Origin of the sequence: Nonomuraea sp. NPDC050227 (assembly GCF_044459705.1) — a bacterium.
Taxonomy (GTDB): domain Bacteria; phylum Actinomycetota; class Actinomycetes; order Streptosporangiales; family Streptosporangiaceae; genus Nonomuraea.
The window spans coordinates 695265-716823 of the sequence record NZ_JBITJF010000001.1 but is presented as its reverse complement, the minus strand read 5'-3'; the positions used below and the strand labels follow the sequence as shown (position 1 = coordinate 716823).

The 21559-nt window shown below is 70.6% G+C and carries 23 protein-coding genes, 1 tRNA gene and 1 pseudogene; 11 read left to right on the top strand and 14 right to left on the bottom strand.

Annotation, left to right across the window (positions count from 1 at the left end; translation table 11 throughout):
• Positions 1-82: 82 nt before the first annotated feature.
• The 4 genes from ACIBK9_RS03865 (at position 83) to serS (ending at position 4173) form a co-directional block, all read left to right on the top strand.
• Complete coding sequence (locus tag ACIBK9_RS03865) at positions 83-1273, top strand: glycosyltransferase 87 family protein (protein ID WP_397154952.1); 1191 nt, start codon at positions 83-85, stop codon at positions 1271-1273.
• Between the two features lie 22 nt (positions 1274-1295).
• Complete coding sequence (locus tag ACIBK9_RS03860; RefSeq protein ID WP_358290965.1) at positions 1296-1718, top strand: DUF4446 family protein; 423 nt, start codon at positions 1296-1298, stop codon at positions 1716-1718.
• Positions 1719-1791: 73 nt separating this feature from the next.
• A complete protein-coding gene (gene pheA / locus ACIBK9_RS03855) occupies positions 1792-2712 on the top strand; it encodes a prephenate dehydratase (RefSeq protein WP_387672065.1) in 921 nt (306 codons plus the stop codon).
• A 198-nt stretch (positions 2713-2910) separates the two neighbouring features.
• Complete coding sequence (serS, locus tag ACIBK9_RS03850) at positions 2911-4173, top strand: serine--tRNA ligase (protein ID WP_364327912.1); 1263 nt, start codon at positions 2911-2913, stop codon at positions 4171-4173.
• Here serS and ACIBK9_RS03845 read toward each other — a convergent pair.
• A complete protein-coding gene (locus tag ACIBK9_RS03845; protein ID WP_397154949.1) occupies positions 4137-5504 on the bottom strand; it encodes a hypothetical protein in 1368 nt (455 codons plus the stop codon). The two genes, serS and ACIBK9_RS03845, sit on opposite strands and share 37 nt — an antisense overlap.
• A gap of 336 nt (positions 5505-5840) precedes the next feature.
• Positions 5841-6044 carry a cold-shock protein gene (locus tag ACIBK9_RS03840; protein WP_043619750.1) on the bottom strand — a complete coding sequence of 68 codons (204 nt, stop codon included), beginning with the start codon at positions 6042-6044 and terminating at the stop codon, positions 5841-5843.
• A gap of 223 nt (positions 6045-6267) precedes the next feature.
• Between ACIBK9_RS03840 and ACIBK9_RS03835 the strand changes: the two genes are divergently transcribed.
• Positions 6268-7074, top strand: coding sequence for an HAD family hydrolase (locus ACIBK9_RS03835; protein WP_397154947.1), 807 nt, complete (start codon positions 6268-6270; stop codon positions 7072-7074).
• Here ACIBK9_RS03835 and ACIBK9_RS03830 read toward each other — a convergent pair.
• Together ACIBK9_RS03830 and ACIBK9_RS03825 are read right to left on the bottom strand one after the other, a co-directional pair.
• Entirely contained in the window at positions 7065-7577 is a 513-nt protein-coding gene (locus ACIBK9_RS03830; protein ID WP_352318235.1) for a bacterial proteasome activator family protein, read from the bottom strand. The two genes, ACIBK9_RS03835 and ACIBK9_RS03830, sit on opposite strands and share 10 nt — an antisense overlap.
• A gap of 5 nt (positions 7578-7582) precedes the next feature.
• On the bottom strand, positions 7583-8539 hold the full coding sequence (locus ACIBK9_RS03825) for an NAD(P)H-quinone oxidoreductase (RefSeq protein WP_397154945.1): 957 nt from the start codon (positions 8537-8539) through the stop codon (positions 7583-7585).
• Positions 8540-8653: 114 nt separating this feature from the next.
• On the opposite strand from ACIBK9_RS03825, the gene ACIBK9_RS03820 reads away from it, so the two are divergent.
• Positions 8654-10792, top strand: a complete 2139-nt coding sequence (locus ACIBK9_RS03820) for an AAA family ATPase (protein WP_397154943.1) — start codon at positions 8654-8656, stop codon at positions 10790-10792.
• A gap of 1 nt (position 10793) precedes the next feature.
• On the opposite strand, the gene ACIBK9_RS03815 is transcribed toward ACIBK9_RS03820, so the two are convergent.
• A tRNA-Ser gene (locus tag ACIBK9_RS03815) sits at positions 10794-10880 on the bottom strand.
• Between the two features lie 36 nt (positions 10881-10916).
• On the opposite strand from ACIBK9_RS03815, the gene ACIBK9_RS03810 reads away from it, so the two are divergent.
• Positions 10917-11252, top strand: a complete 336-nt coding sequence (locus tag ACIBK9_RS03810) for an STAS domain-containing protein (protein ID WP_397154941.1) — start codon at positions 10917-10919, stop codon at positions 11250-11252.
• A gap of 44 nt (positions 11253-11296) precedes the next feature.
• On the opposite strand, the gene ACIBK9_RS03805 is transcribed toward ACIBK9_RS03810, so the two are convergent.
• From ACIBK9_RS03805 to ACIBK9_RS03780, 6 genes are read right to left on the bottom strand one after another with little or no spacing between them, the layout of a single operon-like run.
• The gene (locus ACIBK9_RS03805; protein ID WP_397154939.1) at positions 11297-12142 is read right to left on the bottom strand and encodes an NUDIX hydrolase; all 846 of its coding nucleotides are present in this window, start codon (positions 12140-12142) and stop codon (positions 11297-11299) included.
• Between the two features lie 11 nt (positions 12143-12153).
• Positions 12154-12885: a M15 family metallopeptidase gene (locus tag ACIBK9_RS03800; protein WP_397154937.1), complete on the bottom strand. Its 732-nt coding sequence runs from the start codon at positions 12883-12885 to the stop codon at positions 12154-12156.
• Between the two features lie 29 nt (positions 12886-12914).
• Positions 12915-13400, bottom strand: coding sequence for a universal stress protein (locus ACIBK9_RS03795; RefSeq protein WP_397154935.1), 486 nt, complete (start codon positions 13398-13400; stop codon positions 12915-12917).
• Positions 13401-13413: 13 nt separating this feature from the next.
• A complete protein-coding gene (locus ACIBK9_RS03790; RefSeq protein ID WP_358290947.1) occupies positions 13414-13650 on the bottom strand; it encodes a hypothetical protein in 237 nt (78 codons plus the stop codon).
• Positions 13647-14072: a hypothetical protein gene (locus ACIBK9_RS03785; protein WP_397154933.1), complete on the bottom strand. Its 426-nt coding sequence runs from the start codon at positions 14070-14072 to the stop codon at positions 13647-13649. Before ACIBK9_RS03785 ends, ACIBK9_RS03790 begins: the two co-directional genes overlap by 4 nt.
• The gene (locus ACIBK9_RS03780) at positions 14069-15916 is read right to left on the bottom strand and encodes an MDR family MFS transporter (RefSeq protein ID WP_397154931.1); all 1848 of its coding nucleotides are present in this window, start codon (positions 15914-15916) and stop codon (positions 14069-14071) included. Before ACIBK9_RS03780 ends, ACIBK9_RS03785 begins: the two co-directional genes overlap by 4 nt.
• 50 nt (positions 15917-15966) lie before the next feature.
• On the opposite strand from ACIBK9_RS03780, the gene ACIBK9_RS03775 reads away from it, so the two are divergent.
• From ACIBK9_RS03775 to ACIBK9_RS03765, 3 genes are all read left to right on the top strand, one after another.
• Entirely contained in the window at positions 15967-16527 is a 561-nt protein-coding gene (locus ACIBK9_RS03775) for a TetR family transcriptional regulator (protein ID WP_387672102.1), read from the top strand.
• A 144-nt stretch (positions 16528-16671) separates the two neighbouring features.
• Positions 16672-18006, top strand: a complete 1335-nt coding sequence (locus ACIBK9_RS03770) for a glycoside hydrolase family 6 protein (RefSeq protein ID WP_397154928.1) — start codon at positions 16672-16674, stop codon at positions 18004-18006.
• Positions 18007-18135: 129 nt separating this feature from the next.
• Entirely contained in the window at positions 18136-19131 is a 996-nt protein-coding gene (locus ACIBK9_RS03765) for an LLM class flavin-dependent oxidoreductase (RefSeq protein WP_397154926.1), read from the top strand.
• On the opposite strand, the gene ACIBK9_RS03760 is transcribed toward ACIBK9_RS03765, so the two are convergent.
• Positions 19128-19586 carry a hypothetical protein gene (locus ACIBK9_RS03760; RefSeq protein WP_387672111.1) on the bottom strand — a complete coding sequence of 153 codons (459 nt, stop codon included), beginning with the start codon at positions 19584-19586 and terminating at the stop codon, positions 19128-19130. The two genes, ACIBK9_RS03765 and ACIBK9_RS03760, sit on opposite strands and share 4 nt — an antisense overlap.
• Positions 19570-20277: a PAS domain S-box protein gene (locus ACIBK9_RS03755; RefSeq protein ID WP_387672213.1), complete on the bottom strand. Its 708-nt coding sequence runs from the start codon at positions 20275-20277 to the stop codon at positions 19570-19572. Before ACIBK9_RS03755 ends, ACIBK9_RS03760 begins: the two co-directional genes overlap by 17 nt.
• Positions 20278-20515: 238 nt before the next feature.
• On the opposite strand from ACIBK9_RS03755, the pseudogene ACIBK9_RS03750 reads away from it, so the two are divergent.
• A pseudogene (locus ACIBK9_RS03750) lies at positions 20516-21139 on the top strand (serine hydrolase domain-containing protein); the annotation flags it as partial.
• Positions 21140-21243: 104 nt separating this feature from the next.
• Here ACIBK9_RS03750 and ACIBK9_RS03745 read toward each other — a convergent pair.
• Positions 21244-21450, bottom strand: a complete 207-nt coding sequence (locus ACIBK9_RS03745) for a hypothetical protein (protein WP_397154924.1) — start codon at positions 21448-21450, stop codon at positions 21244-21246.
• Between the last annotated feature and the right edge of the window lie 109 nt (positions 21451-21559).

Genomic DNA, 21559 nt, shown 5'->3' with positions numbered 1-21559 from the left:
CGCCCCCGAGCGTGGCGTAAGGCATGTACGGAACCCCCAGTGTCTGCGCCCTCGATCAACAGCCACGGTAACGTGCCACATCGTGACAAGAGGCGAGGTGCGAGTGATCCGGCGGCAGTGGTGGGCGTGGGTGGTGGTGGCGCTCGTCGTCGCGGCGGCGGCCGCGCCTCTCGTGCACACGTGGCTGACCAACCCGGACGACCAGCGGCTCGTCGACCTCGACGTCTACCGTACCGGCGGCCAGATGCTGCTCGACGGCCGTCCGGTGTACGACTTCTTCACCCCGGCGCCCCAGCTGCTGCCGTTCACCTATCCGCCCGTCGCGGCGATGCTGGCCGTGGCGCTGGCCGAGATGTCCTGGGGCACCGCCCAATGGGTGTGGACGGCCGGCATCTTCGCGGCGCTGGCCGTCACCGTCTGGTTCGCCTTCCGTCAGGCGCTGCGGGCCTACGTGCCGTGGGTGTTCGGGTTGCTCATGGTGGCCTGCACGTACCTGATGCCGATCCGGGACCAGGTGCGGTTCGGGCAGGTGGACATCCTGCTGGTCGCCCTGTGCCTGGTGGACTGCCTGGCACGGCGGCCCTGGCTGCCCCGGGGCTTCCTGGTCGGGCTCGCCACGGCCGTCAAGCTGACTCCCGGCGTCTTCCTGATCTACTTCCTGGTCACCAGGCAGTGGCGGACGTTCTTCATGGCGGCGTTCGTGGCGGCCGTGCTGACGGTGCTGCCGTTCGTGGTGATCCCGCAGGACGCGTCCGCCTTCTGGTTCTCGGCGCTGCTCGATCCGGAGCGGCTGGGGGCGAACACCGCCACGACGAACCAGTCGATCCGCGGCATGTTGCTGCGGCTGTACATGCCGGAGTCGCTGACGTTCGTGATCTGGGCCGTGATCGTGGCGGCCGTGGCCTGGTACGGGTTCCGGGCGGCGCGGGCGGCGTACCAGGCGAAGGACGAGCTGACGGCGGTGGCGCTGACGTCGCTGATGGCGGTGCTGCTCTCGCCGGTCGCCTGGATCCACCATCTGGCCTGGGTGGTCGTGGTGCTCGGGGCGATCGTCGGCGACGGGCGCGATCCGGTGAGGCTGCGGGTGGCGGCGGGGGTCTGGCTGTTCTACGTGGTGCCCGTGCCCTGGTGGGGGGTCTCGCTGATCGCCGCCGGGATCCCGGGGGTGAGCCTGGTGCTCGGGAAGATCGTGCAGGACGGGTTCGGGCTCGGGGCGCTGGTTCTGGTCTGGCTGCTGGCGTCCTGGTTGCCCAAACGGCGGCAGCCGGCTTGACCGAAGTATTACCCTCTGTGTCGTGCTCGTTACCGCTTGGGTAGTCGTGGGCCTCGTGGCCGGGGTGAGTGGCGTGTTCATCGGCTACATGGGCCTCAGGCAGGCCAGGGCCGCCGTCGACGACTGTCTGCGCAGGGTGGCCAGGCAGGCCGGCGAGGGCGCCGGCGATCTCAAGGCGATCAGGGACGTGGCCGTGTGCCGCTACGACGCGCTCGCCGAGATGAGCGGCAGGCTCTCGTTCTCGGTGGCCATGATCAACGGGCTGGGCGACGGCATCGTGCTGACCTCGATCAACGGCACCAGCGAGACGCGCACGTACGTGCGTCCGGTGGTGGGCGGGAAGGGGCAGCAGCCGCTGTCGCCGGAGGAGGAGCAGGCGGTGCGGGCGGCCCGGCTCGGACTGGGGCCGCTGGTCCCGCCGCGGGTCCTCAAGGGTTCACGCTGAGTGTCCACACGGGTGCCGTACGCGGTCGGCGAAAGGGCGGCGTGCTGCGACCACCTGCGGATACTCTGGATGCATGCCCAGACTCGCCTATCTCGGACCGGAAGGGACCTTCACCGAAGAGGCCCTGAGGCTCCTTGACCCCGCCGCCGAGCGCCTGCCCTGCGCCACGGTGAGCGCGGCGCTCAACGCCGCCCGTTCCGGTGACGCCGACGGCGCCGTCGTGCCGCTGGAGAACTCCATCGAGGGCGCGATCACCACGACGCTCGACGAGTTCGCCTGGGGTGAGCCGTTGACGATCACGGCCGAGCTGCTGCTGCCGGTCCAGTTCTCGCTGCTGGCCAGGCCCGACACCGAGATCGCGCACATCAAGCGGGTCTACACCCATCCCGCGGCCATCACGCAGTGCCGCGCCTTCATCGCCCGCGAGCTGCCCGACGCCGTGGTGGTCGCCGCGCCTTCCACTGCGGCCGCGGCCCAGGAGGTCTCGCTGCCCGGCTCGCCGTACGACGCGGCCATCGCCGCGCGCATCGCCGGCGAGCACTACGGGCTGGTCGCGCTGGCCGGCGACATCGGCGACCGGTCCGACACGGTGACCAGGTTCGTCAAGGTGAGCCGTCCGGGGCCGCTGCCGGAGGCGACCGGCTCCGACCGCACCACGCTGGTCGTCTTCCTGGCCGACGACCACCCGGGCGCGCTGCTGGAGATGCTGACCGAGTTCTCCGTGCGCGGGGTCAACCTGACCCGCATCGAGTCCCGGCCGACGGGCGACGGCATCGGGCGCTATTTCTTCCACTTCGACTTCGAGGGGCACATCGCCGACGCGCGGGTGGGCGAGGCCGTCGCCGGGCTCCACCGCATCTGCGGCGAGGTGCGCTTCCTCGGCAGCTACCCCCGCGCCGACGGGGTCACGCCGCAGATCAAGAGGGGCACGGCCGACACCCAGTTCGCCGAGGCCGCCGACTGGCTGGCCCGCATCAGATCCGGCCGGCTCTGACCCCCGGGGCGTGCACGCGGGCCTGACCGCTCTGAGGCGTTGACGCGGGTCCGACCGTTCCCGATGGTTCGCAGGGTCCGACCGTTCCCGATGGTTCACACAGGTCGCGGTGCCTTCGGGGGGTCCGCGGGTGCGCCCCGAGTGGTGCGCCGGGGAATCCGGGGGCGGGGCGGGGGTGGGCGCCGGTAGCCTTTCCTTGTGATTGACCTGCGTACCCTTCGTGAGGATCCCGACCGGCTACGGGCGTCGCAGCGTGCCCGCGGTGAGGACGACTCCGTCGTCGCAACGCTGCTCGACCTCGACGAGCGTCACCGATCCGCGCTGACCTCGTTCGAGTCGATGCGCGCTGAGCAAAAGAGCATGGGCAAGTCGGTCTCCAAGGCGCAGGGCGAGGAGAAGGCCGCGCTGCTCCAGCGGGCCAAAGACCTCGCGAGCCAGGTCAAGGCCGCCGAGGCCGAGGCGGAGAAGCTGGCCGCCGAGCTCGACCAGCTCATGCAGACGGTGCCGAACATCGTCGAGGAAGGCGCCCCTCCGGGCGGCGAGGACGACTATGTCGTCCTGGAGACGTGCGGGGAGCCGCGCCAGTTCGACTTCGAGCCGAAGGACCACCTGGAGCTCGGCGAGGCGCTCGGCGCGATCGACATGGAGCGCGGCGCCAAGGTGTCCGGCTCGCGGTTCTTCTTCCTCAAGGGCGTCGGCGCGCGCCTGCAGCTGGGCCTGCTCAACATGGCGATGCAGCAGGCGATCGAGGCCGGTTTCACCCCGATGATCACTCCGGTGCTGGTCAAGCCGGAGACCATGCAGGGCACCGGCTTCCACGTGGCCCACGACAAGGAGATCTACCGCCTGCCGGAGGACGACCTCTACCTCGTCGGCACCTCCGAGGTGGCGCTGGCCGGCTACCACGCCAACGAGATCGTGAGCGGCGACGAGCTGCCGCTGCGCTACGCGGGCTGGTCGTCGTGCTTCCGCCGCGAGGCCGGCTCGTACGGCAAGGACACCCGGGGCATCATCAGGGTCCACCAGTTCGACAAGGTGGAGATGTTCTCCTACGTCCGTCCCGAGGAGGCGCACGAGGAGCACCAGCGGCTGCTGGCCTGGGAGAAGGACATGCTGGCCAAGATCGAGGTCCCCTACCGGATCATCGACACGGCGGCGGGCGATCTCGGCATGTCGGCGGCGCGCAAGTTCGACTGCGAGGCGTGGATCCCGACCCAGGGCCGTTACCGCGAGCTGACCTCGACCTCCAACTGCACCGAGTTCCAGTCGCGCAGGCTCGCCGTCCGCTATCGGGACAAAGACGGCAAGCCACAGCATTTGGCCACGCTCAACGGCACGCTGGCCACCACCCGGTGGATCGTGGCGATCCTGGAGAACCACCAGCAGGCCGACGGCTCGGTGGTGGTTCCCAAGGCGCTGCGTCCCTACGTGGGGCTCGACGTGCTGGAGCCGTCCAAGTAGGAGTGGCGGCGGGCGTCGATCGCGATGACGGCGACGCCCGCGACCACGATCAGGCCGGTCAGCAGGGCCGCGAGCGTGACGGCGGTCCCGTGGGTCTCGGGCGTGCCGCGTGCCCAGCCGTGGAAGGGCAGGTAGACGGCCGCGTAGACCAGCGGCGCGGCCACCACGCCGGTCAGCGCGCTCACCGGCTGCGGCTTGCCGTCCCAGGCCAGCACGAGGCACGCCAGCCCGGTCGCCAGCGCGACCGCCCAGCTGAACACGGCGGTGAGGTTGACGAACACCGTCTCGCCGATCCCGCTGTCCAGCGCGACGTACATGGCCAGCGCCCCGATCGCCCCTGATGTCGCGAACGCGCCCTGATACCTGCGCATCCTGGCGCCGACGCCGCCCAGCAGCATGCACACCGCCAGGAAGAGCGCGACGTTCCGCTCGGGGCTGAGGTCCACCTCGTCGGCCCGCACGTCGTCGAGCGCGTAGGACCAGCCGAGACGACGCCAGGCGCCTGAGACGTCCCTGACCAGGATGCCGTCCACGCCGTTGGCGGCGACCACGACGTGCCCTCCGGGCCTGGCCTGGACCGCCAGGTCGTAGGACATGAGCATGCTCTCGTCCGCGCCGTACTTCCTGGTCAGCCGGAGGCGGGCGTCGGGGGACGGTTCCCAGGAGGGCCGCCAGGTCCGGCCGCCGTCGTCCGACTGGTCCACGCCGAGGTGGTTCTGGCGGACGCGGTAGCAGCGGGTCGCCTGGCCGGGCACGCACTGGGCGCTGATCGACGTCCGGGTCGCGGCGGGGGCGGTTCCGTCGGTCCAGGTCGTGCCGCCGTCGTCGGAGAGGCGGGAGCTGTGTTCCGTGCCGGTCGTCCCAACGACGATCTTGCCCGACTCGGTCACGTCCACGGACAGGGCCGCCGATGCCGGGACGGGCCCGGCCGTGGCGGTCACGGCCAGGACGGCCAGCGGCACGGTGACCATGATCCGCCGGCGTGGGGAGTCGGTGCCGGCGCTGCGCTGCCGTACCCACCAGGCCAGGGCGAGGGCGGGCAGGGCGATCAGGTCCGTGGGGTCGGCCAGGACGCGCGAGGGCCCGGCCACGAGGCTCCAGGCATGGGAGGCGAGATCGGCGCCCGTCTCCGTGGTCTTCATCAACGTGAACAGCAGGCCGGTCAGGACGGTGGCCGCCAGGTCGGCGCGGCGTCCGAGGAGCAGTGCCAGCACGGCGGGGGCGACCACGAGTCCGGCCAGGTCACTGAGCTTGCCGGTGAGGAGGCCTGGCCAGAGCGGCTTGAAGAGGTGGTCGTTGAGCAGGAGCAGGATGACCCCGGTGATGGTCACGGGGTGACATAACCACGCGTACCTCATATACGGGTGGATGGCCGGAGACGGAGGGAAGTTGGGCCGTGCCCGAGGCCGTGATTGATTTGTGAAGCTCCCCTTTGTCCACAGGGCGAGATGCGCCTGTGGACAGAAGTTCGGCAGGCGCTTCAGGCGGCCGCTGAGGCGCGAGTACATGTCCGGACGCGGGGAGGGGCCGCCCGACGCCTCTCGGGGCCGCCACGGCGTCCTCAGGCTTTGGCGAGAGGCGATGGCGGTCTACGGGGCGAGAAGCAAAAAGACCGGAGTCCGCTGGAATGCGGACCCCGGCCTTACTTGCGAACTACGAACTACAGGTCAGATAGCACGGACCTGGGAGGCCTGCGGCCCCTTCTGTCCCTGCGTGATCTCGAACTCGACCCGCTGGCCGTCTTCAAGGCTGCGGTAGCCGTTGCCGACGATCTCGGAGAAGTGCACGAACACGTCCGGCGCACCGCCGTCCGGGGCGATGAAGCCGAAGCCCTTCTCAGCGTTGAACCACTTGACGGTTCCCTGAGCCATAAAAGCTCTCCCTCAGGATGTGAATCTATGGGACCCACACCTCGTGGATCCCGGTGTGTCGTACAGCAGGCACCCGGGGTGGCTCAGACAAAGTCATGCTGGTTTTCACTACGGGATCAGCTAATACAACGCCATCACATCTAACACCATTCTGGCGCGTTGGTGTTCCCGTCCCTACGAAGATTTCTGTCAGGCGGCATCACCGGGCAAACTGGAACCTGTTATGCAGAGCCTTGCACCGCCGCGCCTAGTGGCCACCGACCTCGACGGCACCGCCCTGCGCGCCGACGGAACCGTGTCTCCCCGGACGGCTGCGGCCTTCGCGAAAGTCGAGGAATCCGGGGCCGCGCTCGTCTTCGTGACCGGACGGCCGCCCAGGTGGATGAGGGAGGTCGCGGGCGCCGTACGGCACCGTGGCCTGGCCGTATGCGCCAACGGCGCACTGATCTACGACCTCCATACCGAACGGATAGTGGAATCTCACCTCATCGACGCACACGTACTCGGGGAAGTCGTCGCTCAGCTACGAGCGAACGTGTCCGGTCTCGCATTTTCGGTCGAGTATGAAGGTGGTTTTGCGCATGAGTCCGATTTCCGGCTCGGTGGCCTGGATCGCAAGGGTGTCGGAGTTGTCCGGATTGACCGTGACGCGTTGACCGCCCGGCCCTGCGCCAAGTTGCTCGCCCTCCATCCCGAGATGGGCGCCGACGAGCTGCACGCGACCGTGCATGACCTGGTGGGCCACCTGGTGACCGCGACCCACTCCAGCCACGGCGGCCTGGTCGAGATGAGCGCCCAGGGCGTGACGAAGGCCACGGCGCTGGCCACGCTCGCCGGGCGGCACGAGATCAAGCCTGCCCACGTGGTCGCCTTCGGCGACATGCCGAACGACCTGCCCATGCTGAGCTGGGCAGGTACGTCGTACGCCGTCGCGAACGCCCACCCCGACGTGCTGGCGGCGGTCGATCACGTGACCGCGTCCAACGACGAGGACGGCGTCGCTCAGGTGCTGGAACGGCTCTACAGGTAGGGGCCCGACCCGCTCGGCGGCCGGTGGCCCTCGTCACCCGGCACGCCGGGCAGCGCCCTGCGCATCTGCTCCAACTGGGCCCTGGCCGCCATCTGCTGGGCGAACAGGGTGGTCTGGATACCGTGGAACAAACCCTCCAACCAGCCCACGAGCTGGGCGTGCGCGATGCGCAGCTCGGCCTCGCTGGGGGGCGTGCCGTTGTCGTCGGTGAACGGGAGCGACAGCCGTTCCAGCTCGTCGACCAGCTCCGGCGCCAAACCGTCCTCAAGCTCCTTGATGGAGGACTCGTGGATCTCCTTCAACCGCTTGCGGCTGGCCTCGTCGAGGGGGGCGGCGCGCACCTCCTCCAGGAGCTGCCTGATCATGCTGCCGATGCGCATCACCTTGGCGGGCTGCTCGACCAGGTTGGTGACCGAGCGCTCTTCATCACCGCTATCGCCCTGACCTTGGAAGTCGGGGCCCACCACCACGATGTGAGGGGTGTTGTTGTCCTCAGCATTCATAACACTCACCGTACTAGCAGGATCTTGCCGACGTGCTCTCCCGAATCCAACATTCGGTGTGCATCGGCTGCCTCTGCCATGGGCACGCTCGCGTAGACCACGGGACGTACGGCACCCGCCTCGACCAGCGGCCAGACGTTGTCCACGACGCTCCGGACGATGACGCCCTTCTCGTCGACCGGACGGGCGCGCAACGTGGTGCCGTGGACGGAGGCCCGCTTGGTCAGCAGCGCGCCGAGATCGAGCTCGGCCCTTCCGCCGCCCTGGAGGCCGATGATCACCAGCCGGCCGCCGGTGCGCAGCGCACGTACGTTGGCCGCCAGGTACTTGGCGCCCATGATGTCGAGGATGACGTCGGCCTCCACCCGGTCGGCGAAGTCCTCCTCGCGGTAGTTGACGACCTCGTCCGCGCCCAGCTTCCTGACCTGCTCGGCCTTCGCCTCGGACCCGACCGTGGCCGCCACCCGCGAGCCGAGCGCCTTGGCGAGCTGCACCGCGAACGTGCCGATGCCGCTGGCCCCGCCGTGCACCAGCAGGGTCTCGCCGCGCCGCAGCCGGCCGACCATGAACACGTTCGACCACACCGTGCACGCCACCTCGGGCAGCCCCGCCGCCTCCGCCAGCGGCACGCCCCGCGGCGCCGGCATGACCTGCTGCCAGGGCACCGCCACGCGCTCGGCGTAACCGCCGCCGGCCAGCAGCGCGCACACCTCGTCGCCGGCCTTGAACTGCTCGACGTCCGCCCCCACCGCGGCCACCACGCCCGACACCTCCAGCCCCGGGTACAGGGGCGCGCCGGGCGGCGGGTCGTAGAAGCCCATCCGCTGGTGGACGTCGGCGCGGTTCACCGCCGAGGCCACCACGTCGATGAGCACGTCGCCGCGTCCGACGGCCGGATCGGGCACCTCACGCCATTCCAGGACCTCTGGTCCGCCCGGCTCGGTGATCTCAATGGCTCGCATGCGATCCACGGTAGCCGGGCAAAGAAGTTGTGGGTTGCCGGGCTGCGCGGGAACGCGTGGCGTTAACCTGCAAAGTATTTGCTGCCCCTTTAGACCCACCCGAGGGGGAACACGGTGGCAAGACACGATCGAGAAGAATCTCTCGAGGAACAGCTGGCCTGGCTGGACGCGATCAAGGAGACGGAGGAGACGCCCGTCTCCGTCGGAGCCTCGTCCGCGTCGGCGGACGAGCCGGTCGCTTCGCCGTACCCCAAGGACCCGTGGCTGCTCGTGCCCACGCCGCACGACACGCCGACGCCGCCGCTGTTCCGCGCTGCCGTCGACTCCGTTTACGGCCACGCGGCGGCCGAGGATCTGCCCGAGGCCGAGAGCGAGGCCGGGGAGTGGCTGGACAGGGCCGCCACGCAGGAGAGCGGCAGGGGCCGGGAAGGCGGCAGGGGGCAGGAGAGCGCGGCGGATGAGCCGGCCGTGCCGCCGGTGAGCCTCGGCCGGTCGGAGGACCCTTTCCTGGCGCCGCTCAAGCCGCTGCCGCGTCCTGACGACACCGACAGCTACTCCTTGACGTTCACGCCGCCCGAGCGGGCGGGGAGCGGGGAGAAGGACACCGAGCAGGGCCGGGAGCAGGGCGAGAGGCCGAGCCAGGAGCAGGGCGAGGAGCCGGTCCGGGAGCAGGGCCGGCAGCACGGCCCGCAGCAGGGCGAGGAGCAGGCGCGCGAGAGCGAGGAGCCGGGCTGGCCGTCGCTCGGCGACTGGTCGCGGCCCGCCGAACAGTCGAACGAGACGCAGCCGATGATCACCGAGCTGCCCGAGGCGTTCGACCTGCCGTCCCGCACCGAGTCATCCAGGACGTTCGATGTGCCGTCGCGCACCGAGTCGCCCGGGGCGTTCGACGAGCCCGCCCGTACCGACGCGGCCAGGGTGTTCGACGAGCCCGCCCGGATCGAAGCCGCCGAGTCCGCCCCCGTCGAGCCGCCGCGGGGGTTCGAGGAGCCCGTCCGCGGAGAGGAGCCGGTCCGCGCGGAGGAGCCCGTACGCAGGGAGGCGGTTGAGGACGCGCCGGCCGAGGAGCGGCCCCGCTGGGACGAGCGGCCGCAGTGGTCCGACACCTCCTTCCGCGAGGGCCGCCCGCAGCGGCCCGACCTCGCGCACGCCGAGGCGCCCGCCCCCCAGGACGCCGCGCGGGACGAGCGCCCGCAGTGGAGCGACCGCCAGGAGTGGCGGCCGGCCGAGCGGGAGATCCCGCCGCCGCACGAGCGCCGGCGGCGTCCGGCGCCCATCCCCGTGTTCACCGCGCCGCAGCGCCCGCCGCTCACCGGCAGGCCGACCGCCGACAGCCTCGACCCGGAGTCGTTGCTGCGCGGCAGGCGCAACGCGCCCTCGAAGGGCTGGCGGCGTCTGGTCTACAAGGCGTCCGGCGGCTGGATCAAGCCGGGCGAGGCGCCGGAGGTGCGCCGCCGCCGCGAGCTGGTGACCAGGGCGCGCACCCCCGTGACCACCGGCCACCACCGGGTGGCGGTGCTGAGCCTGAAGGGCGGCGTGGGCAAGACCACGACGACGGTCGGGCTCGGCGCGACGCTCGCGCAGATGCGCGGCGACCGCGTCATCGCCGTGGACGCCAACCCCGACCGGGGCACGCTGTCCGACAAGCTGGTGCTGGAGACCTCCGCCACCGTGCGCGACCTGCTCAACGAGCGTGACCAGGTCAAGCGGTACGTCGACATCAGGGCGTTCACCTCGCAGGCGCCGTCGCGGCTGGAGGTGCTGGCCTCCGACCGCGACCCGTCGGTGTCGGAGGCGTTCAGCGGCGCCGACTACCAGGCCGTCTCCCAGGTGCTGGAGAACTTCTACTCCATCTGCATCACCGACTGCGGCACCGGCCTGCTCCACTCCGCCATGGGCGGCGTGCTCGGGCTCGCCGACCAGATCGTGCTGGTCAGCAGCCCTTCCGTGGACGGCGCCAGGGCCGCCTCGGCCACTCTCGACTGGCTGGAGGCCCACCACTACGCCGACCTGGTGAAGAACGCGACCGTGGTGCTGTGCAGCGTCCGGCCGCGGTCGAAGTCGGCGGTGGACATCAGAAAGCTGGAGGCCCATTTCGCGGCCAGGTGCCGCGCGGTGATCAGGGTGCCGTACGACCCGCACCTGGAGGAGGGCGCGGAGATCGACCTCGACCGGCTCCAGGAGGCGACCAGGGAGGCCTACCTGCAGCTCGCCGCCAGTGTGGGCGACGGGTTCGCGGGTGTGCGCGAGTGAGCGGAGGGTGTGGGATTCGAACCCACGAGGCCATCGCTGACCTGGCCGCTTTCAAGGCGGCTGCACTCGTCCACTATGCGAACCCTCCTGTGCGGACACCACGATAGCGGCTGTGGTGGCAGGGGTGTACGTTCAGGAGGTGGCGGATCTCGGCGTCGAGGTGGAGCGTGGTCCTGGCGACACGACGGTGCGCCTGGCCGGAGACCTCGACAAGGTCACGGCACCCCTGCTGAGGCAGCGGCTGGCCGAGCTGACCGCCGAGGGGCTCGTGCACCTCGCGATCGACGCCCACCACCTCGACTTCTGCGACTCCAGCGGCCTGTGGACGCTGGTGGAGCACCAGCGCGCGGTCGCCGGGCACGGCGGCTCGTTACGCCTGTTCGGCGTGCACGGCGTGCTGCGGCGGGTGCTCGACGTGACCGGGCTGACGGCCGCCTTCGATGAGGTGCTTCCTGTTTAGACGTGCCGCCCGTGAGGTGCTTCCTGTTTGGCAGTGCCGCCCGTTCAGCGGCCCAGTTGTGACAGGAGCCAGCGGGGGCCCTCGGTCTCGGCGCCCAGTTCGGCGACCCGTTCCCGGAGCCCGCGGTCGGCCGTGACGACGAGCACCCGCTCCCACGGCTTGGCCCGGGCCACGACGTCGACGATCGCGTCGTCGCCGCTGCCCGTCGCGGCGACGACCTGCAGCCCGGGGATCTCGGGGGTGCTCCTGGCCGCGCCCTCCACCACCGCGACCACCCGCGGGAACCACTGCGACAACACCGGGTGGAACAGCCTGAGCTCCGCCACGTCGGTGAGCAGGCGGGTGGCCGCGCCCAGCCGGTCGTTCCACCAGCCGTGCTCGGCCCGCGCGCCGATGATGTTGGCGACGTCGAGCACGATCGTCTCGGGATGGATGGCGGCCTGGACGCGGTCCCAGGTCGCGGCGAAGCCGGGATGCAGCTTGCGGCCGGCCACCTCGGGCAGCGGCAGCCATCGCAGGTCGGTGCTCTCGCTGTTGGCCGGCTTGGCCGGCACCAGCTCGGCGGACTCGGCGATCACCGTCTCGAAGCTCCAGCCGCCGTGGTCGTCGAGGTAGACGCCCTGGACGCGGAACCCGTCGCCGCCGAGGGCGGCCTCCTCGTGGGCCTCGCGCAGCGCGCTGGTGACGGCGTCCTCGTGGCTGTCGCGGGCGCCGCCGAGCAGCCCCCAGGTGCCGCCGTGGTGGCTCCACAAGGAGCGTTCCTGCATGAGCACGTGGGGCACGCCGAGCGGGTCATGGTGGACGAGCAGCAGGCCCGACGCTCCGTGGATGCCCCAATGTCTGTGTCCGAGCCCGCATTCGGCCCAGCCGTCGCCGTCCTTAGCCGCCATGAGGGATTGTCTCAGCCTCCGCCCTTGCTGAAATGCTGCAGGTCCTTGGCACCCGTCCAGTAGCCGCCCCACTCCCATCCGACGTCGGCGAAGGCCCTTACGACCTTGTCTCCAGGGTTTACCACACCTTTACCCTTCATTGGGCGCTGGGTGTACCTCTTGGCATTTTGGTGCGCTGTGCCACCGCTTGCAGTGACATATGGGTTCTCGCGTGGATTGATGTCAATCGCTTGGCCGTACGCGTGGTTCGACCAATTGCTGGAGCCGGTCGCGCGACGGCAGTTGAATGCCGAGGTGTTGTCGGCCTCGATGGAGGCGAAGTCGTCGCCTTTGTAGACGTCGACGAGCTTCATCTGCCGGATGGGCCAGCGCCAGTCGTACAGCTTGCGGAAGACGGTCTCGATGTCGTCGGTGACCGTCTTGCGGACGACCAGCTCGCCGGTGTGCGGCTTGTCGTCGAAGCCCCAGAACGACATGGTGACCAGCCGCAGGTCCTGGTAGGACACCGGGCAACCGGGCCGCCACGAGTACGGCAGCCGCTCGCGCGACACCTTCGTGACCTTCGAGGTGAACGGCGGCGGAGCCGTCGGGCTCGGCTCGCTGGTGGGCGAGGTCGTGGGCGACGTCGTCCCGGACGCGGGCGCGGAGGGCGTGGGCGTGGCGCCGGACGAGGCGACGGGCTCCTGCCCTGCGCACGAAACGGACGTGAGCACCACGAACGCGATGGCGGCGGTACGTTTCATCTGGCCACCATATGCGACGTCATGCCAGGTCAGGGGACTATCAGCACGGTACGGCGAGCCCGTTTCGCCAGGCCGACGGCCACCGAGCCGCCCAGGGCGTGCCAGGAGGAACGCGACCTGCCGACCACGATGGCGTCGGCCCGGTAGGAGCCGGCGAGCGCCTCCAGTTCGCGGGCGGTGTCCCCGCGGACGCTGACGAACTGCCAGGGCACGCCGGCGCCCTTCAGCTCGTCCCGGAGGTCGTCGGTGAGGTCGGCCGCGCTGTCCGGGATGACCGGGGAGCCGGCGAAGAACCACAACGTGGCGCTGTTGATCGGCTCCACGAAGGCGACGAGCAGCGCGGCGGCGTCCCGCCGGGCCAGGCCGGCCGCGTACGCGAGCGCGTTGCGGCTGGGGTCCGACCCGTCGAAGCCGACGACCAGCAGCCCGGCGCCGTCCTTGCCGATCTCGAACTGCCCCGCCGGGAGCCGGCCTTCCAGTGGCTCCCAGCCGGGGTCTGTGCTACCGCCGAACACGGCAGGACTCGCGTCAGGCGTCCGCGTGCTTGCCGCGGCGGGCCAGCTCGCGCAGTGAGTCGGCGGCGTAGATCACCAGGGCGACGAACGAGACCGCGGCGAGCCCGCCGCCGACCCACAGGTCATTGACGGTCGCGTCCGCGTACACGGCGCCCCGGGGCTGGTAGCCGACCGCGAACGGCGCGGCGACCAGCCACAGCCCGGTCAGGAACAGCAGGACGAGGGCGGCAATGCCCAGCTTGGCCTTCATCGGGACTCCTCCAGACCCACCAGGGTGGTCCTGCCGTTCTGACGGTGCTCACCGCCGCGGCTCGGGTTGTGCATGTCCTCGCGCAGCGCCTCCACGAGCGGGGCGAGCAGGCTCGCCAGCTCGGCCGAGGACGCCTGCGGCGCGGCGGGCACGGGCTCGGGCTCCGGCTCCGGCTGCACGCGCTGCCTGACGGTCACCAGCCCGCGGACCACGAGCTCTTCGTAGATGGCCAGGACGAAGCCGACGACGCCCACGAGACCGAAGACGGTCACGCCCAGGCCCGAGAAGAACTCGGTCGTGGTGGGGTCGGTCCAGTCGGCGTTCTCGGGCTGCGTGCCGAGGGCGAAGGGGGCGATCATCAGCCACAGGCCGGCCATGACCGCCAGGGCGGCCGCTACGGCGCCCACGAACTTGCGAATCATTGTGAGACTCCTCCGGATACGAGGTCTTGCTGCGCCGGCGTGGCCTGCGCGATGAGGGCGCGCGAGGTGGGCCGGAGCACGTTCTGTGCGACTGCCCAGGCGCGTTCGCGCTCGGGGCGGCCGTCGGGCGGCGCCATCCTGGCGACCGCGGAGAGCAGCGCGGACGGCTGGCCGTTCGAGCGCTCGACGCGCTGGGCGATGAGCTCCAGGAGCAGCCCGGCCAGGACGAGGTCGTCCTTGCCGAGGGGCTTGGGGCCGGCCGGCATCGTGGTGCCGCGCAGTGGCAGCTCCTTCAGGAACAGCGCCGCGACGAACCCGAGCAGGGCGATCGGCACGCCGACCATGAACACCGTCTCCAGGGCCCGGGTGAAGGACTCCAGGATGATGCCCTTGATCGGCTCGGGCAGGTGCTGGATGGCGGCGGGGCTGCCCAGCTTCTGCCCGGTGCTGGGCAGGTGGAGGCGGGCCTGGGCCACCAGGTCGGCGAACTCGCTGGCCTGCCGGTTGGTCAGGATCGCGCCGAAGCCCGCGACGCCCATCGCGCCGCCGAGCGAGCGGAAGAACGAGACGCCGGCCGTGGTCGAGGCCATGTCACGCAGCTCGGAGCCGTTCTGGGCGGCCAGGATGAGCATCTGCATGGACAGGCCGAGGCCGATGCCCAGGACGCCCACGTCGAAGCCGATGAGCCATTCGCTGGAGTCGACGTGCAGCCGGGAGAGCAGGAACAGGCCGACGGCCACGATCACCAGACCGGCGACCGGGAAGATCTTCCACTTGCCGGTGTTCGTGACGATCTTGCCGGAGATCACGCCCGCCAGGAACAGCGCCACCACCATGGGCAGCGTCATCAGACCCGACTTCGTCGGGCTCAGGCCCTTGACGATCTGCAGGTACTGCGGCAGGTAGATCATCGCGCCGAACATGGCCATGCCGACGAACAGCGAGGCCGCGCTGGTGAGCACGAACGTGCGGTTCCTGAACAGCCGCGGGGGCAGAATCGGGTTGCGGGCCGTACGCTCGGCCAGCACCGCCAGGGCCAGCATAAGCAGAGCGAACGCGGCCAGGAAGTAGGTCCAGAACGAGTTCCACTCGAACTCGTTGCCGCCCAGCGTCAGCAGCAGCATCAGCGAGGCCGCGCTGGCCGTGATGGTGGTCGCGCCCCAGATGTCGATCGAGGTGTTCCGCTTGACCTTGGGCAGCCGCAGCACCTTCTGCACCACCGCGAACGCGACGATGGCGAACGGCACCACGACGTAGAAGCACCAGCGCCAGCCGAGCCAGTCGGTGTCCACGATGAACCCGCCGAGCAGCGGTCCAGCGACGGTGGAGATCCCGAAGACGGCCCCCATGTAACCGGAGTACCGGCCGCGCTCGCGCGGCGAGACGATGTCTCCCAGGATCACCTGCGCAAGTGCCGACAAACCACCCACGCCCAGGCCCTGCACGGCACGTGCCGCGATGAGCTGTCCCATGTTCTGCGACAGACCGGCCACCAGTGAAGCCGCCACGAACAGACCGAGAGCGGTCTGGAAGAGCAGTTTCCGTCCGAACAGGTCGGACAGCTTGCCCCACAACGGCGTCGAGACCGTCATCGTCAGCATGGTGGCGCTGGCCACCCATGAGTACTGGTCCTGACCGCCGAGTTCCCCCACGATCGTCGGCAACGCGGTGCCCACCACGGAAGTGGAGATCATCGACGTCAGCATGGCGAGCATGAGCCCGGACATGACTTCGAGGATCTCGCGGTGGGTGTACTGCCTTCGGGCGGGGGGCGCGGCCTGTGCCTGGGCTACCAAGACACCACATCCCCTTCGTACGCACTTATCCAAATTGAGTATACGCATGTTTACTAGCCGCGCGGCAAGTGACTTTATTCCTGAGTAGAGTTCGGAACATGGACGCCCCGACGACGGACGCCCGGCCCCGCGGACGCGAGGCCACCCGGCAGCGCATCCTTGACGCGGCCCGCGTGCTGTTCGGCGAGCACGGATACGAGCAGGTCACCGTCCGCATGATCGCCGCGGCCGCGGAGGCCAACATCGCCCTGGTCGGCCGCTATTTCGGCTCCAAGGCCGGGCTCTTCGGCGCGGTGCTCGAAGGCGAGCCCACGTTCGTCGCCCTGCTGGCCGGCGATCACGGGAGCCTGCCGCGACGCCTGGCCGAATACGCCGCCGAGCGCATGCACCACGACCCCGAGAGCCCGGTGCTGCGCACCCTCGAACGTTCGGCCGCCCATCCGGAGATCCAGGACGTCGTGCGCGAGCGCCTGCGCACGTCCATCCTCGATCCGCTGGCCGCGCAGCTCGACGGGCCCGACGTCCAGGCGCGGGCCAGGATGGCGACGGCGGTCTTCCTGGGCATCGGCGCGATGCGCCGCCGGCTGGGCCCGGAGCAGCCCACGGCGGCCGACGTCGACCGGTTGACCGCGGTGTTCGAGGCGTGCCTGGCGGAGTGAAACTTTCATCGCCCTGACCGGCCGTGGCCTGGGGAAAACCGGTCGGCAGCGGTCGGATGTCTTTCTGTGGCCGGGCGGGCTCCCTACGATCCGGAGAGAGCCGTGGGAGCGCTCCCACTCCCACTCTACGGACGGAGTAACCTCATGTCTCGCAGAAGGCCCGTGCTCGCGGCGCTCGTCGCCGCCACCGCCGTGGCCGCGGCGGGGGCGGTCGTCCTCGCCTCGTCCACCGCCCAGGCCGCCGACTCCGCTTTCTACCTCGATCCCCAGACGAACGCCGCCAAATGGGTCGCCGCCAACCCGGGCGACAGCCGTACGCCGGTGATCAGGGACCGGATCGCCGCCGTGCCGCAGGGCCGGTGGTTCGCCAGCTACAACCCCGCGACCGTGCGCGGCCAGGTGGACTCCTACGTGGGGGCCGCCGCCGCGGCGGGCAAGATCCCGATCGTCGTCGTGTACGACATGCCCAACCGCGACTGCGGCGGCGCGAGCGCGGGCGGGGCGCCCGACCACGCGTCCTACCGGGCGTGGATCGACCAGATCGCGGCCGGTCTGGGCGGGCGGGCGGCGACCGTCGTCCTCGAACCGGACGCGCTGGCCATCATGACGAACTGCATGAACGCCGCGCAGCAGGCCGAGGTGAAGGCGTCCATGGCGTACGCGGGCAAGAAGTTCAAGGCGACGTCGTCGCAGGTCAAGGTGTACTTCGACATCGGTCACGACGCCTGGCTGTCGCCGTCGGAGGCCGCGTCCAGGCTCAACGGCGCCGACGTCGGGGGCAGCGCCGACGGCATCGCGCTCAACACCTCCAACTACCGCGCGACGCCGGGACTGGTGTCGTACGCCAAGAGCGTCATCGCGGCGACCGGCGTGTCCAGGCTGAAGGCGGTCATCGACACCAGCCGCAACGGCAACGGCCCGGCGGGCAGCGAGTGGTGCGACCCCGCCGGCCGGGCCACGGGCATCTGGAGCACCACGAACACGGGTGACGCGGCGATCGACGCCTACCTGTGGGTCAAGCCGCCGGGCGAGGCCGACGGCTGCATCGCGGGGGCCGGGCAGTTCGTGCCGCAGCGGGCGTACGACCTGGCCATGGCCGCGCCCTCGCCCACCGCGAGCCCGACCGTGACCCCCACGGTGACCCCGACGGTCACGCCCACCGTCACCCCCACCACCGGCCCGGCCGGCTGCTCGGCCGCCTACAAGGTGACCAGCCAGTGGCAGGGCGGCTTCCAGGGCGAGGTCACCGTGAAGAACACCGGCTCGGCGCCGACCGCCGGCTGGAAGGTCCAGTGGACGTTCCCCGGCGGCCAGACGATCAGCCAGCTCTGGAACGGCACCCTGTCCGGCAACGCCACCGTGACGAACCTGAGCTGGAACGGCGCCCTGGCCGGCGGCGCGACGACCACGTTCGGCTTCCTCGCCAACGGCGACGCCGCGACCAGCACCCCGCCCGCCCTCACCTGCACCGCGTCCTGACGCCTCCCGGGCGCCCCCGCGCGGGGGCGCCCGGGGAACAAGCCCGGGAACCAGCTCGGGAAATAAGCGGAGAGCCATTACGGTTGCACTGCCCGATGGCCACCGTCCAGGCGAAAGGGCTCGTTCCCCATGACTGTTCCACTCTCCATCCTTGATCTGGCGCACATCGGCGACGGAGAGACGGCGAGCGAGAGTCTGGCCGCGAGCGTGGGTCTGGCCCAGCGGGCCGAAGAACTGGGATACCACCGCATCTGGTACGCCGAGCACCACAACATGCCTAGCATCGCCTCCTCGGCCACCAGCGTGCTCATCGCCCACGTAGCCGCTCACACCAGGACGATCCGCCTCGGAGCGGGCGGCATCATGCTGCCCAACCACTCCCCGCTGACCATCGCCGAGCAGTTCGGCACCCTGGAGACCCTCCACCCCGGACGCATCGACCTCGGCCTCGGCCGCGCCCCCGGCAGCGACCAGCCCACCATGCGCGCCCTGAGGCGCACCCCCGGCGCCGCCGACACCTTCCCCCAGGACGTCCTCGAACTGCAGGGATTCCTGACCGGCGAGTCACGCATCCCCGGTGTGGACGCCACGCCCGGCAAGGGCACGAACGTGCCGCTGTACATCCTCGGCTCGTCGTTGTTCGGCGCCCAGCTCGCCGCCGCGCTCGGGCTGCCGTACGCGTTCGCCTCGCACTTCGCGCCCGACGCGCTGGAGGAGGCCGTGGCGCTCTACCGGCGCGAGTTCAAGCCGTCCGAGCAGCTCGCCGAGCCGTACGTGATCGCCGGGGTGAACGTGATCGCCGCCGACACCCGCGAGGAGGCGCAGGAGCAGCTGCTGACGGCCAAGCGGTACCGGGTGAGCCGGTTCCTCGGGCGCGGGCGCACGTTCACGCCGGAGGAGGCCGACATGGTGCTCGAATCGCCGGGCGGGCAGCAGATCCTGCGGATGATGCAGTACTCGGCCGTCGGCACGCCCGCCGAGGTCGAGGACTATCTCACCCGCTTCGCCGCGCACGCGCAGGCCGACGAGCTGATCGTTGTCTCCTCGGCGCCCGACAGGAAGGCGTGGCTGCGCTCCGTCGAGCTGCTGGCCGCCGCCCACGGCCTGGCCCGCGCCGCCTCCTAGTCGGCCGAGTGCTGCGGTCGCAGCAGATGCGGCCCGGTCAGGTCGGACGGCGGCGCCGGCGACAACCCCGCGTCCACGAGCTGGGAGCGCAACGCGAGAACCGTGCGTTCCAGGGCCCGGATCTGGGCCTGCAACCGGCGGATCTGGTCGCGCATCGCCACCGAGCTGCTCTGCTCGTTGACCAGCTCCGCGCCGAGCTGGCTGGCCTGGCCCTGCATCCGGGTCATCTGCTTCTCCATCTGCGCCAGGGCGTCCTCGTAGATCGTCTTGGCGCGGATGAAGGCCTCGGCGTCGACCTTCGAGCGTTCGACCTCGGCCTGGTGCTCGACCTGGAGCAACGCGCTCTGCTGGGACTTCTTGCTGGCGTCCGTCGCCGAGCGGAAGGCGAGGTAGGCCACGCCGAGCGGCACGATGCCGACGCCGAGCTGGACCAGGATGTCACTCAGAGCGGACATGGCGGCCCCCCAATGGACGGATCACCCCTGTGTAGGTGACGCCGTCGTCGCTGTGCCAGGCGTTGACCGTCAGCGCGATCGGGAACTCGCTGCCGTCGCGGTGGAGGCCGACCAGCGGGATGATCCGGCCGGCCAGGTCGGAGTGGCCGTCGGAGAGCACCCGGGCGAGCCCGTCGGTGTGCGGGTCGCGGAAGCGCGGCGGCATCAGGATCGTCAGCGACCTGCCGACCGCCTCGTCGGTGTCCCAGCCGAACAGGGCCTCGGCCTGCGGGTTCCACGACTGGATCGTGCCCGAGGCGTCGGCCACGATGACGGCCGTCGAGGACGCCGCGCGGCCGCCCGGCAGGCGGCCCAGCACGACCGCCTCGGGCCAGGTGGCGATCAGCGCGATCCAGCCGCCGAAGGCCAGCCAGACCGCCCCGCCGACCCAGCCGCGCGGGTTGTCGCCGGTGAAGGTCGAGATCAGATAGATCAGCCCGTACGTGAGGAGCAGCGCGGTCGCGGCGGCGAAGGCCACCCGGTCGGACCGCATGAACGCCTGCGCCAGGCAGAGCATGCCGAGCGCGCACCAGACCGCCGCCCAGGCGGGCAACGGCGCGACGACGGCCAGCGACGCGTAGCCGGGAGTGCCGCGCTGGTTGCCCGGCACGAACGCCAGCGAGGCCGCGATGGCCAGGCTCAGCAGGCCCACGAACGTCAAGGAGGCGCCCCGCCTCCCGACGCGGCGGAGGACGCGGGTGAGGGTACGGCGAAGCGGCGGCGTACCGACAACGTGTCCATTACTCACAGTCGTCAGATTAATGCATTTAGTTATCGTCCGATGAGATTACCGTGCTGGTCCGCCCGGCGTGGCGGCCGTACGGGAAACACCGGGGAAACGCCGTGACCGGTTGCATGCCTTTCCTGGACCTGTCCGAGAAGAGGTGCGCATGAGTGGAGCCGGATCCGCGAGGCCGTCGCGGCGGACGACGTTGGGCCTGCTCGGGGCGGTGCCCCTGGCGGCCGGTGGCGGGCTGACGCCTGCCGAGGGCGGGGTGGCCGCCTATGACCGTCATCTCCGTTCGCTGGCCGAGCAGGACAAGTTCTCCGGGACGGCGCTGCTGGCCCGTCGCGGGCGTCCGGTGCTGGCCCGTTCGTACGGGATGGCGGACAAGGAACGGTCGATCCGCAATCGGACCGACACCGTGTACTGCCTGGCCTCGGCGTCCAAGCCGTTCACCGGGCTGGCGGTCGTGCAGCTCGCCCAGCAGGGCAGGCTCAGGTTCTACGAGAAGCTGGGCACGTACCTGGACGGCTTCCCCGACGAGGTCGCCAGGCACGTCACCGTGCACCAACTGCTCACCCACAGCTCCGGGCTGCCGGACTTCACCGTCCAGGACCCGGACGACGTCAAGCTGGTCACCCACAGCGTCGAGGAGCAGACCCGGTTCGTCAGGACGCGGACCCACCTGCTCAAGCCCGTCTACACCCCCGGCACCGACAAGACCTACAGCAGCTCCGGCTACGAGATCCTCGGCGAGCTCGTCGCCACGCTCTCCGGGCTGCCCTTCCACGAGTACGTCCGCCGCAACATCTTCGTCCCCGCGGGGATGACCCGCTCCGCCTACTACACCCGGACGGGCTGGCTCAACGACGCACGCATCGCCCATCCGTACATCTACCAGTCGGACGGCTCGCGGGTGGACGGCGTCCGCCACCTGGAGGCGGGGGCCGTGCTGAACGGCGGGCCGGGCACCAACGCCGCCCGCGCCCCAAGGTCTCCGGCCCGCCCCTCGCCGGCCCCGGCCCCGCGCCCGCGGCGGAGGCGTTCCAGGCGTACGGGCCGGTCGCCGGGATCACGGGCGACCAGCGGCACGTCAGCCACGGGGGTGGCATCGCGGGCGGCAACACCAACTGGTCGATCTACCTCGACAGTGACTGGGTCGGCGTCATCCTGTGCAACTACGACCTCGACATCCAGGCCGTCATCCGCC

Coding starts and splice junctions, on each gene's coding strand:
- pheA (WP_387672065.1), top strand. CDS start 1,792: ATGCCCAGACTCGCCTATCTCGGACCGGAAGGGACCTTCACCGAAGAG.
- ACIBK9_RS03840 (WP_043619750.1), bottom strand. CDS start 6,044: ATGGCTCAGGGAACCGTCAAGTGGTTCAACGCTGAGAAGGGCTTCGGC.
- ACIBK9_RS03835 (WP_397154947.1), top strand. CDS start 6,268: ATGCAGAGCCTTGCACCGCCGCGCCTAGTGGCCACCGACCTCGACGGC.
- ACIBK9_RS03830 (WP_352318235.1), bottom strand. CDS start 7,577: ATGAATGCTGAGGACAACAACACCCCTCACATCGTGGTGGTGGGCCCC.
- ACIBK9_RS03825 (WP_397154945.1), bottom strand. CDS start 8,539: ATGCGAGCCATTGAGATCACCGAGCCGGGCGGACCAGAGGTCCTGGAA.
- ACIBK9_RS03805 (WP_397154939.1), bottom strand. CDS start 12,142: ATGGCGGCTAAGGACGGCGACGGCTGGGCCGAATGCGGGCTCGGACAC.
- ACIBK9_RS03800 (WP_397154937.1), bottom strand. CDS start 12,885: ATGAAACGTACCGCCGCCATCGCGTTCGTGGTGCTCACGTCCGTTTCG.
- ACIBK9_RS03790 (WP_358290947.1), bottom strand. CDS start 13,650: ATGAAGGCCAAGCTGGGCATTGCCGCCCTCGTCCTGCTGTTCCTGACC.
- ACIBK9_RS03785 (WP_397154933.1), bottom strand. CDS start 14,072: ATGATTCGCAAGTTCGTGGGCGCCGTAGCGGCCGCCCTGGCGGTCATG.
- ACIBK9_RS03780 (WP_397154931.1), bottom strand. CDS start 15,916: ATGCGTATACTCAATTTGGATAAGTGCGTACGAAGGGGATGTGGTGTC.
- ACIBK9_RS03775 (WP_387672102.1), top strand. CDS start 15,967: ATGGACGCCCCGACGACGGACGCCCGGCCCCGCGGACGCGAGGCCACC.
- ACIBK9_RS03770 (WP_397154928.1), top strand. CDS start 16,672: ATGTCTCGCAGAAGGCCCGTGCTCGCGGCGCTCGTCGCCGCCACCGCC.
- ACIBK9_RS03765 (WP_397154926.1), top strand. CDS start 18,136: ATGACTGTTCCACTCTCCATCCTTGATCTGGCGCACATCGGCGACGGA.
- ACIBK9_RS03760 (WP_387672111.1), bottom strand. CDS start 19,586: ATGTCCGCTCTGAGTGACATCCTGGTCCAGCTCGGCGTCGGCATCGTG.